The following is a 14430-nucleotide window of genomic DNA, read 5'->3' on the forward strand; positions in this document are numbered from 1 at the left end:
CGCCTGGATGCTCGGGTCAAGCCCGAGCATGACACGAGAGGAGGAGGGCGCAGGCCGTAAACCGATAGCGTATCGCGCCCCTTTCCGCCTTCGCCTTCAACGCCCTATCCTCCCGAGGCCCCCATGTCCGCGTTCTGGTTATTTGTCGACAAGTTCGAAAGCCATGTCTGCCGCGTGCTTCTGGCCGTGTTCGTGACGCTTCTGTTCGTACAGATCGTCGCCCGCCAGTTGTTCGGCTTCTCGATCACCTGGATCGAGGAACTTTCGGTCATCCTTTTCGTCTGGTTTGCCTATTTCGGCGCGTCCTATGCCGCGCGGATCGCGGCGCATAACCGCGTCACTTTCCAGTTGAACGCGATGTCGCGCGAAAAGGCCCGTATCGTCGAGGCGATCGGCGATGCGTTCTGGATCGCCTTCAACATCGTTTTCATCATCGAATCGATCGATTTCATCGGCCGCCTGAAGCCGTTCGTGAAGGCCCAGACGCTTGGCTGGGAGATGCGCTACATCTATCTGGCGCTGCCGATCGCGTTCACGCTGATGACGATCCGCATCCTTCAGGTCAATTACATGAAACTGGTGATGGGCATCGATCCGGCCGATCCGGACAGAGCGAGCGTCGAGGCCGCGATGGAATTTGCCGCCGACGAACAGCGCGCCTATGACCGGAGGCATCCCTGATGGACGGCTGGCTCATCGAAATTCTGTTCGGATCGTTCTTCGGCCTGCTGTTGCTCGGCGCGCCGATCACCGTGGCGCTCGGCGTCGCCTCGCTGGTTGCCATGCTCTATCTCGGCGACAACCCGATCAAGATGGTGCAGATGGCATGGTCGTCGGTGGGCTCCTTCCCGCTGATGGCGCTGCCCGCCTTCATTCTTGCCGGCGCGCTGATGGAAGCGGCCGGTCTCTCGCGCCGGCTGATCGCGTTCGCGGAAAGCCTCGCCGGTCCGTTTACCGGCGGGCTCGGCGCTGCGACCGTCATGGCCTGTCTGTTCTTCGGCGCGATCTCGGGCTCCGGCCCGGCAACGACGGCTGCCGTCGGCATGCTGATGATCCCGGCGATGGCCCGTCAGGGCTATGGCCCCGGCTATGCGGCCTCGGTCACGGCGGCGGCGGGCGGTCTCGGCATCATCATTCCGCCCTCGATCCCGATGGTGATTTTCGGCATTTCGGCGATGGGCATGCAGCCGCCGCCGGAAGCGGTCGAGATGCATGGCGCATTCCAGTCGGTGTCGATCTCCAAGCTGTTCATCGCCGGCGTCCTGCCGGGCGTGGTGATGGCGGGCGGCCTTCTGACCATGAACTATATCCGCTGCCGGATTCGCGGCTTCCACGGTTCGGATGAACCGTTTTCGCTGCGCCGCGTCGCCAGCGCCGGCTATCACGGCTTCTGGGCATTGCTTGCGCCGGTGGTGATCCTCGGCGGCATTTATTCGGGCTATTTCACGCCGACCGAGGCCGCGATCGTGGCGATCTTCTACACGCTGTTCGTGGGCGCGGTGATCTATCGTGAACTCGATGTCCGTCAGGTGATCAAGTCGCTCGACACCACCACCTGGCTTGCGGGCCGCGTGTTGCTGGTGCTGTTTGCGGCAACGATCTTCGGCCGGCTTCTGGTCGAAAACGACGTGCCGGGCGTGATCGCCGGCGGCATCCTGTCGCTGACCGACAATCTCTATGTGATCTGGGCCATGGTCATCGGCCTGCTGCTGATCATCGGCATGTTCATGGAGACGCTGGCGGCGATCATGATCCTGGTGCCGGTGATGCTGCCGGTCGCCTACATGATGGGCATCGACCCGATCCATTTCGGCATCGTGATGATCTGTACGCTGTCGGTCGGCTTCCAGACCCCGCCGCTTGGCGAGAACCTGTTCATCGCATCCGGCATTTCCGGGATCTCGATCGAGCGGATCAGCCTGCGCGCGATCCCGTTCGCGATCGCCTCGGTGATCGCAATCTTCATAATCGCCAGCTTCCCGGCAATCTCCCTCTGGCTGCCGCGAATGATGGGCTACTAGGGCAAGGAAAACTCCCATGACTGCAACAAAACCGAAACTTTCCGCAGACGACCTGAAGGCGACATTCGATGCCTTCAACCGCCACGATATCGACGGGGTCATGACCCATTTCGCCGATGACTGCGTGTTCTTCACCGTCGCCGGCGATCACGAATACGGCAACCGGATCGAAGGCAAGGACGCGATCGCCAAGGCGTTCGTCGGTGTGTGGACAGCGATGCCGGACGTTCAGTGGGCCGATCACAGCCATTTCCTGTCCGAGGACGGCACGCGCGGCGTCAGCCAGTGGACCTTCCGCGCCACCAACCCCGACGGCTCCCGCACCGAGGTGCAGGGCGTCGATCTGTTCCGGATCCGCGACGGCCGGATCGTCGAGAAGCAGGCGATCCGCAAGCAGCGCCCTGCCATACCCGCCAAGTGATGTGAGACGATCATGCAGGTCAATGAGAAACGCCTGGGATCGAAACCCTTCGATCCGCATTATGATCCCCTGACCGCCCGCGCCATCGGGCCGGGCAGCGATTACGCGCCGACCTACTGGATCGGCACGGCCGGTGAAGTGCCCGAGGACGACGGACCCGTCGCCGGCGACATGGACGTCGATGCGGTGGTGATCGGCTCCGGCTATACCGGGCTTTCGACGGCCATACACCTTGCCAGGATGCACGGCATCAAGGCGACCGTGCTGGAGGCCAACGGCGTTGCCTATGGCTGCTCCACCCGCAATGGCGGCCAGGCGCAGATCAGCTCGGGCCGGCTGAAGCGCAGCCAGTGGATCGAGCGCTGGGGCCTCGACACGGCGCGCGCCCTGCACGACGAGATCGTCGAGGCCTTCGACCTGTTTCGCGGGCTTATCCGCGACCATGCAATCGCCTGCGAGCCGCAGGATGGCGGGCATTATTACATCGCTCACAAGGCGTCGGCGATGCCGTCGCTGGAGGCCGAAACGCGTCTGCTCAATGACAGGTTCGGCTATGGCGCACGGATGCTTGGCCGTGAGGAAGTCCATGAAACGGTCGCCCGCGATATGGAGGCCCACGGCGCGATGTGGGAGCCGGACGGCACCGGCATTCACGCCGCCAAGCTCGCCTTCGGTTATCTGCGGGTCGCCCGCGAACTCGGCGCGAAGGTTCACACCGACAGCCCGGTTCAGGGCTGGGAATACAGGAACGGCGTCCACCATCTGAAGACCCCGGGCGGCGTTGTGCGCACCAAGCGCGTGGCCGTTGCCACGGCCGCCTACGCGCCGCGCGGCCTGCATCCACGCGTCAAGGATCGGCTGCTGCCGATCATGTCGAACAGCGTCGTCACAAGGGTCCTGACCGATGACGAACTGCAATCCGTCGGCATCAAGAAGTTGTCGCCCCTGACCGACACCCGCACGCTGCGCAACTACTACCGCCTGCTGCCGGACAACCGGTTGCAGATCGGCTCTCGCGCGGCGATCACCGGGCGGGACGCTTCCAACCCGGCGCATCTGAAGGGGCTTTGCGATGCGATGGCGCGCAAGTTCCCGGCGCTTGCCGGCATTGAACTCGATTACAGCTGGTGGGGCTGGGTCGATGTTTCCCACGACATGATGCCGCGCATCACCGGCATGCCGGATCTGCCCGGCGCCTATTACGCGCTCGGCTATGGCGGCAACGGGGTGATGTATTCGGCCATGGCCGGCCGCCGCATGGCGCAGCTCGTGGCCGGCGAGCCGATCCCCGACCTTCCGATCTACGGCTCGGAACTGAAACACGAGGGCTGGAAAACGCCCTTCCGCCGGCTCGGACAATGGGGCCTCTACCAACTTTATCACTACCGTGACGAACGGACTTAAGGAAAACACCGATGAAAATGACCACCGAGGAAGCATTCGTCAAAGTTCTGCAGATGCATGGCATCGAACATGCATTCGGCATTATCGGCTCCGCGATGATGCCCGTCAGCGACCTGTTTCCAAAGGCCGGGATCACCTTCTGGGATTGCGCCCATGAGACCAATGCCGGGCTGATGGCCGACGGATTTACCCGTTCCACCGGCAAGATGTCGATGGCGATCGCCCAGAACGGTCCCGGCGTCACCGGCTTCGTGACCCCGGTCAAGACCGCCTACTGGAACCACACCCCGCTACTGCTGGTGACCCCGCAGGCCGCCAACAAGACGATCGGGCAGGGCGGTTTTCAGGAAATGGAGCAGATGCGGCTGTTCGCCGATTGCGTCTGCTATCAGGAGGAAGTCCGCGACGCCTCGCGCATTCCCGAAGTGCTGAACCGCGTGATCATGGAAGCCTGGCGCAATTCCGCGCCGGCGCAGATGAACATTCCGCGCGACATGTGGACCCAGGTGATCGATGTCGATCTGCCGCAGGTCGTCGCCTTCGAACGTCCCGCCGGCGGCGAACTGGCCGTCGCGGAGGCCGCGAAGCTTCTCTCGGAAGCGAAGTTTCCGGTGATTCTCTCTGGCGCCGGCGTGGTGCTTGCCGGCGCGATCCCGGATCTCGTGACGCTTGCCGAACGGCTCGATGCTCCAGTCTGCAGCAATTACCAGCACAATGACAGTTTTCCCGGCTCGCATCCGCTGGCCATGGGCCCGCTCGGCTATAACGGCTCCAAGGCCGGCATGGAGATGATTGCCAGGGCCGACGTCGTGCTGGCGCTCGGCACCCGCCTCAATCCGTTCTCGACGCTGCCGGGCTACGGGATCGATTACTGGCCGAAGGACGCGAAGATCATTCAGGTCGACATCAATGCCTCGCGCATCGGGCTCACCAAGAAGGTGACCGTCGGCATTCAGGGCGATGCGGGCAAGGTCGCGCGCGGCATTCTGGCCGGGCTTTCCGGAACCGCCGGCGATGCCGGGCGCGAAGACCGCAAGCATCTGGTCGCCCAGACGAAATCGCGCTGGGCGCAGGAACTGACGAGCCTCGACCATGAGGACGACGATCCGGGCACGGAATGGAATTCCGGCGCGCGGACCCGCGATTCCGACCTGATGTCGCCGCGTCAGGCCTGGCGGGCGATCATGCAGGCGGTGCCGCAGGAGGCGATCGTCAGCAGCGATATCGGCAATAACTGCGCGATCGGCAATGCCTATCCATCGTTCGAGAAGGGCCGCAAATATCTCGCCCCCGGCCTGTTCGGCCCGTGCGGTTACGGCTTCCCCGCGATCCTCGGCGCCAAGATCGGCAATCCCGATACGCCGGTGATCGGCTTTGCGGGCGACGGCGCGTTCGGCATCTCGATGAACGAGATGACCGCCTGCGGACGCGATCACTGGCCGGCGATCACCATGGTGATCTTCCGCAACTATCAGTGGGGCGCGGAAAAGCGCAATACCACGCTGTGGTACGACAATAATTTCGTCGGAACCGAACTCGACCGCGACACGTCCTATGCCGCCATCGCCAGGGCTTGCGGCGCCCACGGCATTCAGGTCCGCAGCCAGCAGGAACTGACCGAGGCGCTTTCGGCGGCCGTCGAACGGCAGCTCAGGAACAAGGAAACCACCTTCATCGAGGTGCTTCTCAACCAGGAGCTCGGCGAACCCTTCCGCCGCGACGCGATGAAGAAACCCGTCGTCGTCGCCGGCATCGACGCCGGCGACATGCGCCCGCAGAAGGGCGCTGCCTGAGTGGTGGCCTGAGGCCTTGCAGAAAACAATCTCTCCCCTTGAGGGAGAGATGCCCCGACAGGGGCAGAGAGGGGTGAGCCCTTTCCGGGCGTTCGGAGCTTGCGGCTTGTGCCCTGTACCCCCCTCTGTCGCTTTCGCGACATCTCCCCCACAAAGGCAGGGGAATCGCGTATGGCCTTGCGGCTTGCTCCCAATACTCTCTCCCGCTTGCGGGAGAGATACCCCCGAAAGGGGGAGTGAGGGTGAGGCAGCATGTCAGTCCCGTGAGGGCGTTCGCGGGGATGGTCTCGCCCCTCACTGTCGCTGTCGCGACATCTCTCCCCTCCGGGGCGAGAAGGTTTGGGGGCTGTGCGGCGAAGCGATATGCGATTGCCCTGCCCTCAAGGAGGGAGATTATGGCTGCGGGGCTTTCGATTTCCGGTAGGCCGGACAGGGCTTCCAACTCGTTTCAACTCGAAATGCTCCGCAGCACTACAAAATCAACCGCGCCCATCCGCCTTCGGCTTGTCCGGCCGGAAGGTGTAGCCCGTCTCCACTGCGGCGAGGCCGTATTTGCCGCGCAGGCGGTCGATCGCGCCCTCGGCGGCGGCGCGTTTGGCGGCGCCCGGATCGACGAGGTCCGGCGGGTCGGCGGTGGCGGGATCGCAGAGGTCTGAAATGCCGATGCCGATCAGGCGGTATCTGGTGCCGTCGGTCTCGTTCTTCAGCATCGACAGCCCGTTGGAGAATATCCGGTCGGCAAGCTGGGTCGGCGCGCTCAGATGGCGGTTACGGGTGCGGATCCTGAAGTCGGCGGTCTTCAGTTTCAGCACCACCGTGTGCCCGGCAAAGCCGGCGGCCTTGGCGCGGCGCGCGGTCTTCTCGCTCAGCCGCCGCAAAATGGCGCTCAGTTCCTCGAGATCGGAGATGTCGGTGTTGAACGTGGTCTCGTTGGAGATGCTTTTCGCGCCCCGCTCCGGCTTGACGGAGCGCGTGTCCTCGCCGCGCGCGAGGTGGTAAAGCCTGGGGCCGATCACCCCGTAGCGGCGCAGCAGCTCGTTCTTCTCCATGGTCTGGAACTGGCCGATCGTGGTGATGCCGTCGCGCTTCAGCGTCTCGGTAAACGCCTTGCCCACGCCCCAGATCATGCCGACCGGCTTGTCGGCGAGAAAGCTTCTGGCTTCCGCCGCGCCGATCACCGAAAAGCCGCGCGGCTTGTGAAGATCGGAGGCGATCTTGGCGAGGAATTTGCAATAGGAAAGGCCGACCGAAATGGTGATACCGAGTTCCGCCTCCACGCGCTTGGCAAAGCGGGCGAGCGTGACCGCGGGGCTTGCCCGGTGCAGCCGTCCGGTGCCGGAAAGATCGAGAAACGCCTCGTCGATCGACAGCGGTTCGACCAGCGGCGTCAGTTCCAGCATCATGGCCCGCAACTGACGTCCGACGGCGGCGTATTTTTCCATGTTCGGGCGGATCACCACCGCATCCGGACAGGCCTCGAGCGCCTTGAACATCGGCATCGCCGACTTCACGCCGCTGATGCGGGCGATGTAGCAGGCGGTGGAGACGACGCCGCGCTTCGCCCCGCCGATGATCACGGGCTTGTCGGCAAGCTCGGGATTGTCGCGCTTTTCGATCGCGGCGTAGAACGCATCGCAATCGATATGGGCGATCGACAGCGCATGCAGTTCGCTGTGGCGCAACAGCCGGGGGCTGCCGCAATGCCGGCAACGACGGGCCGCATCCGCGACCGCTCTCAGGCAATCACGGCACAAGCCTTCCGAAATGGGCGTCGTCTCGGCCATGGTCATCAGAACAAAAGTTGAACAGCCGAAATTACCGCCGTGCTTTGCGGAAGGCAAGGAGGGGCGGGGCGTGGATCAACCGTTTTCGGCAATATGGCGGCGGATCAGCCGGTCGGCGTGGTCCCAACCGGTCGCGACCACCGACGGGGCCTCCGTCTTCGGCGCGATGGCGCGGTAGTCGTCGTTGATCAAAAGGTTGATCGTCAGCGCCTCCGGCAGACAGTCGGCAACCGAGCGACAATTGTAGAGCATGTCGTCCACGAAGATCAGAAGCGGCGGGTCTTTCCTGCAAAGCGCGCTCAGGACCTCGCCCTTCGGCTCCTCGGAGGCGATCAGCGGAAAGCGGAGGTCGAAGCGGGCAAGCAGGCGACGCCGGGCATCGCGATGGCGCGGCGGCATGGCGGTGAGCAGCAGAACGTCGGCGATCTCGGTGAGCCCGTCCAGCGTTTCGCGCGCGGTTTCGAACGGCTCCTGCCATTCTTCCTGGGCATCGTAAAACGCGGCCAGAAAGGCGCCGACGTCTGAATCGGGAATTTTCTCGCCGGTCGCAAGGCAGGTCACATTGCCGTTCAGGCTGAAGGTTTCCAGCACCAGTTCATGCCCGTTCGCCTTCAGAAAGGCCTTGAACGGGTTGAGGAATTGCAGCACGACTTCGTCGACATCGACGACCACCAGAGGGCGGTCGCCGATTTCGAGGTTGGGAAGATCTTCATCGACAACGCTGTTCAATCGACCTGTCCGTCATATTCGAGCTTCTGCCACGCACGGGAAACCGTTTCCGGTTTGACGCCGCAATCATGGCAAAACGCCATCAGGGTTGGTTCGTGTCCGGCGATGAAGCCGATCATGGCCGCTTCGAAGCCGTGACTTTGCGAAAGCGCGCGCAATTCGCCGGCATTGACGCCGGTGAGCGCGGTAAACCGGCTCAAAAGCTCCGGCTCGCCGGCAAGCCATGTCAGAATTTCGACGGCGAGCGCTTGTTCGGGCGAATGATTTTCGGATTGATCGGTAAAATTTTGCACGCGGATTTCCGTTTCTTAACCAAATCGGCCTAAACTTGGTCGATGATGCGCTCATAATTCGGTGAGAGCGATTCTAGCGTTTCACCGGCGCGTTGCAAGCCGGACCAGCGGCCGGTGCCAGGGGATTGCGTCAGATGGTGAAACAGGTTCTGATTGTCGAAGATAACGATTTGAATATGAAACTGTTTCGCGATCTGGTCGAGGCTTCCGGATATGAGGCGGTGGAAAGCCGCACGGGCGCCGATGCGGTGGAACTGGCGCGGCTGTTCAAACCTGGTCTGATTCTGATGGATATCCAGTTACCGGAGCGCTCCGGCATCGACATTGCCCGCAGCTTGAAAGCCGACGCCGAATTGGCGAAGATACCGATCGTCGCGATTACCGCATTTGCCATGCGCGGCGACGAGGAGCGCATCCGCGATGCCGGGTGCGATGCCTATCTTTCCAAACCGGTCTCGGTTCCGAACTTCATCAAGACCGTGAAGACCTATCTGGGCGATGCCTGAGGAAACGACCGTGAACAGCTTCGGCGAAGAAAGCATCGTTCTGATCGGCGGCGAGGGGGCTGTGGCCCAGACGCTGGCCGCGATGCTGAGCTCGTGGCCGGTCGCCTTCTACCAGGCCGATTTTTCCGACAGCGACGGCATGATGGCGGCGGTCAATGCCGCAAGCCTCATTCTGGTCGCCGTCGATGACGACGATGCGGCGCCGGCGCTCTCCTGCTGCGCGATCCTGAAGGAACACGATTCCGGCATCGCCGCCCCGGTCGCGATCGTCACGCCGGAAAGGGCCGATGCCGGCCTCAGGCTTGCCGCGCTTCGCGCCGGCGCCGATGACGTGATCGGGCTGGAGCATAATCTGAATGCGGCGGCCGCGCGGATTTCGGCGCTGCTGCGCTACCACGCGCTGCAAAAGGAGGCGGGGTCATGGGAACGCGCTGCTTCCCGCACCCATGCCGATGCGGTGCCGGACGATAATGTCAAGGTGCTTGTCGTCGCCGAGGATGCGGCGCTCAGGCGGGATATCCTCAAATCCATGCTGTCGCTGACGACCACGATCGCGACCGGCGACCTGCCGGAAGCGCTTTATCTGGCGGCAAGCCACCGTTTCGATCTGGTGCTGGTTCATGGCGGCTCGGCGCTTTCCGATGCCATGCGGATATGCGGCCAGCTTCGCTGCGTGCCGGGCATGCGCTTCGTGCCGCTGTTCGCGCTTTCCGAGCCCGGCGGCCTGTCCGTCGTCTCAAGTGATGCCGCCCGCAGCGCCGATGACTGCATGGACTGGCCGGGCCAGACCGAAGAACTGGTTTTGCGGGCGCTTCTGCACCTGCGCCGCAAGCGTTTTATCGAGACCATGGGCGCCGGCATGACCGACGCCGCCGAGGCGGTATCGCCGGTTCAGGCAAGCGACGGCTTGCTGGCGCCGGATGGCTTCGCCCGCGCCCTGAACACGCTGAAGCGCGAGGCAAGCGAGGCCGGCGAGCCGCTTTACATGGGCGTGCTCAGGGTGCCTGAAAATGTGGCCGACGAGAGCGCCGAGGCCGTGGCATCGCTGATCCGCTATCATCTCAGGGGGCGCGAGGCGGCAAGCCATGTCGAGGCCGGGCTGTTCGCAATCCTTTACCCCGACCGGGGCAGGGATGATGCCGAACACGCGATACACGCACTGCATACCATGCTGGACGCAAGCTGGCGGCAGATCGCCGACGAACGCGCCCGCGCCGGCCTGCTTGGCCCCGCGGATGGCGACCATGTTCCTGTCTTCAAATCGGCGCTCATGGAAGTGGGCTGAAGCCGAGAATCCGATCATTCCCGATCTGTCGATTTTCAAACCTCCTGGAAAATCGGTATTCACGTCGCTGCAAGCGCTCAGCCGAACCTTCCGGCAATCTCAGAATTTAAATCGAATAATCCTCAGGCTATTAACCATAAAATAGACTGAATCGAGAGCGAACAGTTAAAAACAGTTGATTATTTTCTGCGTGCATTCAAATTTACTTAAGCTGCTTTTTGCAGTTACCCCATGATGCTCAGGTCCGCCGCATCTCCTGATCTCGTGGGGTCGGCCGGCTGATGGCAACCGGGCTTCCTCGTGCCCTCGCCGTCAGTCGGCCGCTCTCATGTTAGCGCTGTCGCATACACGCGCAATGCCGGGCGGCCCCAAGGCGAACCGCCGCAGGGCTTATTTTTCATCAGGCACGAAATGCATCGCATGCCCGTTCATGCAATAGCGCAGGCCGGTCGGTTTCGGGCCATCGGGGAAGACGTGGCCGAGATGGCCGCCGCAGGTGGCGCAACGGATTTCGGTCCGCACCATGCCGAGCGACGAGTCGCGCAGTTCGATCACCGCGCCCTCCGTGACAGGCTCGAAGAAACTCGGCCAGCCGCATCCGGCATCGAACTTGGTATCGGAACGGAAAAGCGGTGTTTCGCAGCCGGCGCAGTAATAGGTTCCGGTCTCGAAACTGTCCCAGTACGGGCCGGTAAAGGCGCGTTCGGTGCCGTGTTCACGCAGGATGTGAAACTGTTCCGGCGTCAATTTGTCGCGCCATTCTTGTTCGCTTGCGGGTTTTTTCTGTTTATTGATGTCTGTCAAAGTCGCGCTCCACCGGTTTTTGACGTTTAATGGCTGTTTGAAGGGATAGATGTGTCGTAGCCTCAGGAAAAGCAATGCCTTGTCGGAGAGACCGCCGGAGATGGCGTTTTCGGCTTCGCACCTGCGAAAAAACCCTGGACGCGGTTGAGCGCATGATAATATTCAAGTAACGCTTTGCATTCGGCTGCACGGCCACCCCGGCAGAATAATTTTTGGAGATGCTATGTCGCCGAGTGAGACGACACTTATATTTCTGGCTCTTTTTCTGCCCTTGATCGGGGCGGTTCTCTCTCCGATCTTCTATCGCATCTTCAAGTCTTACGCGCCCTGGCTGCTGGCGCTGCTGCCGCTGTTCTCGCTGATCCAGTTCGCGCGCCTCGTGCCGCGGATCGCTGAAGGCGCGGTGCTGACCGGCGGTTACGACTGGGTGCCGAGCCTCGGGCTTCGCTTTGCCTTCCTTATCGATGGCCTTTCGCTCACCTTCGCGCTGCTGATCACCGGCATCGGGACGCTGATCGTGCTTTACGCCGGGGGCTATATGAAGGGCCATCCGCAGCAGGCGCGGTTCCTGTCGTTCATGTTCATGTTCATGGGGGCGATGCTCGGGGTGGTCATCTCCGACGGGCTGCTGATGCTGTTCATCTTCTGGGAGTTGACCTCGATCACATCGTTCCTGCTGATCGGCTTCGACCACGAGAAGGCTGCCTCCCGCCGTGCCGCGATCCAGGCGCTGGTGGTGACCGGCGGCGGCGGACTGTCGTTGCTCGCCGGCGTGTTGACGATCCAGCATATTACCGGGACGAACGGGCTTTCCGAACTTCTTGGCAGCGGCGATGTGCTGAGGCAGAGCCCGCTTTATCTGGTGGCGTTCATTCTGGTCCTGGGCGGCGCCTTTACCAAATCGGCGCAGTTTCCGTTCCACTTCTGGCTTCCGAACGCGATGGAGGCGCCCACCCCGGTTTCGGCCTATCTGCATTCCGCCACCATGGTGAAGGCCGGCGTCTACCTGCTGATGCGGCTTAATCCGGTCATGGGCGATACCGCGGCTTGGATGACGGTTCTGCCGGTGTTCGGCGGCGTCACGCTGCTGGTCGGCACGGTGCTTGCCGTTCGCCAGACCGATCTGAAGCTGATGCTTGCCTACACAACCGTCGCCTCGCTCGGGCTGATGGTGATGATGACCGGCATGGGCATCGAACATGCGGTCGAGGGGGCGGTACTCTACCTGATCGCCCACGCGCTGTTCAAGGGCGGGCTGTTCATGGTCGCCGGCCTGATCGACCACGAGACCGGCACCCGCGATCTGACAAAGCTGGGCGGGCTGGCGAAAGCGATGCCGATCACGTTTGCGGCGGGGCTTGCCGGTGCGATATCGATGGGCGGCCTGCCGCCATTCGTCGGCTTTCTCGCCAAGGAGGGCATCTACGAGGCGCTGGACGCCGGGACAATGGTCGCGACCGTGTTTCTGATCGTCGCGATCATCGGCAATGCGCTGATGTTCGCCGTCGGTTTCGGGGTCGGGCTGAAGCCGTTCATCGGCGCTGCGACCGAGACGCCGAAACACGCCCATGAGGGGCCGGCGCTGATGTGGCTCGGCCCGGTGACGCTTGCCATCGCGGGCCTGCTCGCGGCCGTGTTCGCGCATTATTTCAACAGCCATTTTTCGGGCCCGATGGCGAGTGCCGTGGCCGGCGAGCCGGTCAGCATCCACCTCTCGCTGGTCCCCCATATCGGCGTACCGCTGGCGCTTTCCGCGTTCACCGTTGCGATCGCGCTGGTGGTCTACTGGCGTCTCGATGCGCTGCGGGCGGTGATTGCCGTCATGCTGACGCGCCTCGGCCCCGGACCCGACCTCTGGTTCGACAGTTTCATGCGCGGCATGGTCAGGCTGTCGTTCAGGGTGACGCAGACGATCCAGCCGGGGCGGCTGGAATTCTATATCACCGCCACCTTCACGCTCGTTGCCGCCGTGCTGCTGGTATCGCTGGTCTCGTTTGGCGAACTGCCGGTCTGGCCGGGCCTGCCGGACGAACTTCACCTCGCCCATTGGGTTATCCTGCTGCTCGCCGTCATCGGCCTCGGCGCGGTGATCGGCGCGCATAACCGCCTGACGGCGATCGTGACGCTCGGCCTTCAGGGCTTTGCAGTGGCCTTGCTGTTCCTGCTGCTCGGCGCGCCCGACCTTTCCTTTACCCAGTTCATGGTCGAAACCCTGTCGGTGGTTATCCTCGCGCTGGTGATGACCCGCCTCAACCTGACGCCCTCCGACCACCGCGCCATGGAGCAAAGGCTGTTCGACGGCGTCATTGCCGTTTCGTGCGGGCTCGGTTTCTCGCTGCTTTTGATGCGCGCGACCCAGGTTCCGTTCAATGACGCGCTGTCGCAGTTCTTCAATACCTATTCGAAGGCGATCGCCCACGGACACAACGTCGTCAATGTCATCATCGTCGACTTCCGCGGGACGGATACGCTGGGTGAAATCGCCGTGGTGATGATCACCGGTCTTGCCATTCTGGCGCTGATCCGGGTGCGCAACGACAGGACCGGCACCAAGCCCAGGAAGCCGACAGAAAGCGAGGTCCGATGAATACGCTGATTTTCCGAACGACGGCGCCATTTCTGTCGGCGCTGATGCTGCTGTTTTCGATCTTCGTTCTGCTGCGCGGCCATAATGCCCCAGGCGGCGGCTTTATCGGCGGCCTGATCGCTGCCTCGGCCATCGCGATCTTCGGGATCGCGATGGGGGTTTCGGCGGTGCGCCGGGCGATCTATTTCCATCCGCTGTCGATTGCCGGAGCAGGGCTGTTGATGTCGGCGCTTTCGGGGTTCGTCTCGATCTTCGCCCGCACGCCGTTCATGACGGCGCATTGGATCTATCCGGTGATCTACGGCGTGGAAGTGCCGATCTCGACGGTCACCACCTTCGATATCGGCGTCTATCTCGTGGTCTTCGGGTCGATTTCGTCGATCTTCCTGGCCCTTGAAGAAAGGGACCATGTCTGATGGAATTCGTGCTTTCCTGCCTCGTCGGCATCTTCTTTTCCGCCGCGATCTATCTGATGCTGTCGCGTCACAGCGTGCGCATCATGCTGGGCATCGCCATTCTCGGCAATGCGGTCAATCTGCTGATCTTTACCGCCGGACGGATCACCGGCTTCGTGCCGCCGATCATTCCCAAGAGCATGGACATGCTGCCATCGGGAACCGCCAATCCTCTGCCGCAGGCACTGATCCTGACGGCGATCGTGATCTCGTTTTCCTTCTTTGCCTTCCTTCTGGTTTTGACCTACCGCGCCTATCAGGATCTCAATACCGATGATACCGACGATATGCGGGCCGCGGAGCCAAGGGACCAGCCCATGCCGCCGCTCGGCTACTGAACGGGGATAT

Annotated in this window: 14 protein-coding genes; 10 read left to right on the forward strand and 4 right to left on the reverse strand. The window is 62.5% G+C overall.

Annotated elements, in window-relative coordinates:
• Positions 1–123: 123 nt before the first annotated feature.
• From HQ843_RS14230 to xsc, 5 genes are read left to right on the forward strand one after another with little or no spacing between them, the layout of a single operon-like run.
• Entirely contained in the window at positions 124–681 is a 558-nt protein-coding gene (locus HQ843_RS14230; protein WP_180897705.1) for a TRAP transporter small permease, read from the forward strand.
• Entirely contained in the window at positions 681–2021 is a 1341-nt protein-coding gene (locus tag HQ843_RS14235) for a TRAP transporter large permease (protein ID WP_180897704.1), read from the forward strand. Before HQ843_RS14230 ends, HQ843_RS14235 begins: the two co-directional genes overlap by 1 nt.
• 16 nt (positions 2022–2037) lie before the next feature.
• A complete protein-coding gene (locus HQ843_RS14240) occupies positions 2038–2442 on the forward strand; it encodes a nuclear transport factor 2 family protein (protein ID WP_180897703.1) in 405 nt (134 codons plus the stop codon).
• A gap of 12 nt (positions 2443–2454) precedes the next feature.
• A complete protein-coding gene (locus HQ843_RS14245) occupies positions 2455–3846 on the forward strand; it encodes an NAD(P)/FAD-dependent oxidoreductase (protein ID WP_180897702.1) in 1392 nt (463 codons plus the stop codon).
• A gap of 11 nt (positions 3847–3857) precedes the next feature.
• A complete protein-coding gene (xsc, locus tag HQ843_RS14250; protein ID WP_180897701.1) occupies positions 3858–5639 on the forward strand; it encodes a sulfoacetaldehyde acetyltransferase in 1782 nt (593 codons plus the stop codon).
• A 479-nt stretch (positions 5640–6118) separates the two neighbouring features.
• On the opposite strand, the gene HQ843_RS14255 is transcribed toward xsc, so the two are convergent.
• The 3 genes from HQ843_RS14255 to HQ843_RS14265 all read right to left on the reverse strand — a co-directional run bounded on the left by HQ843_RS14255 (position 6119) and on the right by HQ843_RS14265 (position 8445).
• A complete protein-coding gene (locus tag HQ843_RS14255; RefSeq protein ID WP_180897700.1) occupies positions 6119–7429 on the reverse strand; it encodes a DNA polymerase IV in 1311 nt (436 codons plus the stop codon).
• 69 nt (positions 7430–7498) lie between these two features.
• Positions 7499–8152: a hypothetical protein gene (locus HQ843_RS14260; RefSeq protein WP_180897699.1), complete on the reverse strand. Its 654-nt coding sequence runs from the start codon at positions 8150–8152 to the stop codon at positions 7499–7501.
• Positions 8149–8445, reverse strand: coding sequence for a DUF3572 domain-containing protein (locus tag HQ843_RS14265; protein WP_180897698.1), 297 nt, complete (start codon positions 8443–8445; stop codon positions 8149–8151). Before HQ843_RS14265 ends, HQ843_RS14260 begins: the two co-directional genes overlap by 4 nt.
• A gap of 134 nt (positions 8446–8579) precedes the next feature.
• On the opposite strand from HQ843_RS14265, the gene HQ843_RS14270 reads away from it, so the two are divergent.
• Both HQ843_RS14270 and HQ843_RS14275 read left to right on the forward strand, forming a co-directional pair.
• Positions 8580–8951, forward strand: coding sequence for a response regulator (locus tag HQ843_RS14270; RefSeq protein WP_180897697.1), 372 nt, complete (start codon positions 8580–8582; stop codon positions 8949–8951).
• A 10-nt stretch (positions 8952–8961) separates the two neighbouring features.
• The gene (locus HQ843_RS14275; protein WP_180897696.1) at positions 8962–10236 is read left to right on the forward strand and encodes a PleD family two-component system response regulator; all 1275 of its coding nucleotides are present in this window, start codon (positions 8962–8964) and stop codon (positions 10234–10236) included.
• 390 nt (positions 10237–10626) lie between these two features.
• Here the strand turns inward: HQ843_RS14275 and msrB are convergent, their stop codons facing one another.
• Positions 10627–11040, reverse strand: a complete 414-nt coding sequence (gene msrB / locus HQ843_RS14280) for a peptide-methionine (R)-S-oxide reductase MsrB (RefSeq protein ID WP_180902192.1) — start codon at positions 11038–11040, stop codon at positions 10627–10629.
• A 223-nt stretch (positions 11041–11263) separates the two neighbouring features.
• Here msrB and HQ843_RS14285 point away from each other — a divergent pair, with 223 nt between their 5' ends.
• The 3 genes from HQ843_RS14285 to HQ843_RS14295 are packed head-to-tail and all read left to right on the forward strand — an operon-like array spanning position 11264 to position 14420.
• Positions 11264–13627, forward strand: a complete 2364-nt coding sequence (locus tag HQ843_RS14285; protein WP_180897695.1) for a putative monovalent cation/H+ antiporter subunit A — start codon at positions 11264–11266, stop codon at positions 13625–13627.
• Positions 13624–14043 (forward strand): Na(+)/H(+) antiporter subunit B, encoded by a 420-nt coding sequence (locus tag HQ843_RS14290; protein ID WP_180897694.1) that lies wholly within the window; start codon positions 13624–13626, stop codon positions 14041–14043. Before HQ843_RS14285 ends, HQ843_RS14290 begins: the two co-directional genes overlap by 4 nt.
• On the forward strand, positions 14043–14420 hold the full coding sequence (locus tag HQ843_RS14295) for a Na+/H+ antiporter subunit C (RefSeq protein ID WP_180897693.1): 378 nt from the start codon (positions 14043–14045) through the stop codon (positions 14418–14420). Before HQ843_RS14290 ends, HQ843_RS14295 begins: the two co-directional genes overlap by 1 nt.
• The last annotated feature ends 10 nt before the right edge of the window (positions 14421–14430 follow it).

The sequence above is a fragment of the Martelella sp. NC20 genome (genome assembly GCF_013459645.1).
In the GTDB taxonomy this organism is placed as follows: Bacteria; Pseudomonadota; Alphaproteobacteria; order Rhizobiales; family Rhizobiaceae; genus Martelella.

Bases quoted from the DNA above. Each gene is read 5' to 3' on its own strand.
- HQ843_RS14230 (WP_180897705.1), top strand. From the start codon at position 124: ATGTCCGCGTTCTGGTTATTTGTCGACAAGTTCGAAAGCCATGTCTGC.
- HQ843_RS14235 (WP_180897704.1), top strand. From the start codon at position 681: ATGGACGGCTGGCTCATCGAAATTCTGTTCGGATCGTTCTTCGGCCTG.
- HQ843_RS14240 (WP_180897703.1), top strand. From the start codon at position 2,038: ATGACTGCAACAAAACCGAAACTTTCCGCAGACGACCTGAAGGCGACA.
- HQ843_RS14245 (WP_180897702.1), top strand. From the start codon at position 2,455: ATGCAGGTCAATGAGAAACGCCTGGGATCGAAACCCTTCGATCCGCAT.
- xsc (WP_180897701.1), top strand. From the start codon at position 3,858: ATGAAAATGACCACCGAGGAAGCATTCGTCAAAGTTCTGCAGATGCAT.
- HQ843_RS14255 (WP_180897700.1), bottom strand. From the start codon at position 7,429: ATGACCATGGCCGAGACGACGCCCATTTCGGAAGGCTTGTGCCGTGAT.
- HQ843_RS14270 (WP_180897697.1), top strand. From the start codon at position 8,580: ATGGTGAAACAGGTTCTGATTGTCGAAGATAACGATTTGAATATGAAA.
- HQ843_RS14285 (WP_180897695.1), top strand. From the start codon at position 11,264: ATGTCGCCGAGTGAGACGACACTTATATTTCTGGCTCTTTTTCTGCCC.
- HQ843_RS14290 (WP_180897694.1), top strand. From the start codon at position 13,624: ATGAATACGCTGATTTTCCGAACGACGGCGCCATTTCTGTCGGCGCTG.
- HQ843_RS14295 (WP_180897693.1), top strand. From the start codon at position 14,043: ATGGAATTCGTGCTTTCCTGCCTCGTCGGCATCTTCTTTTCCGCCGCG.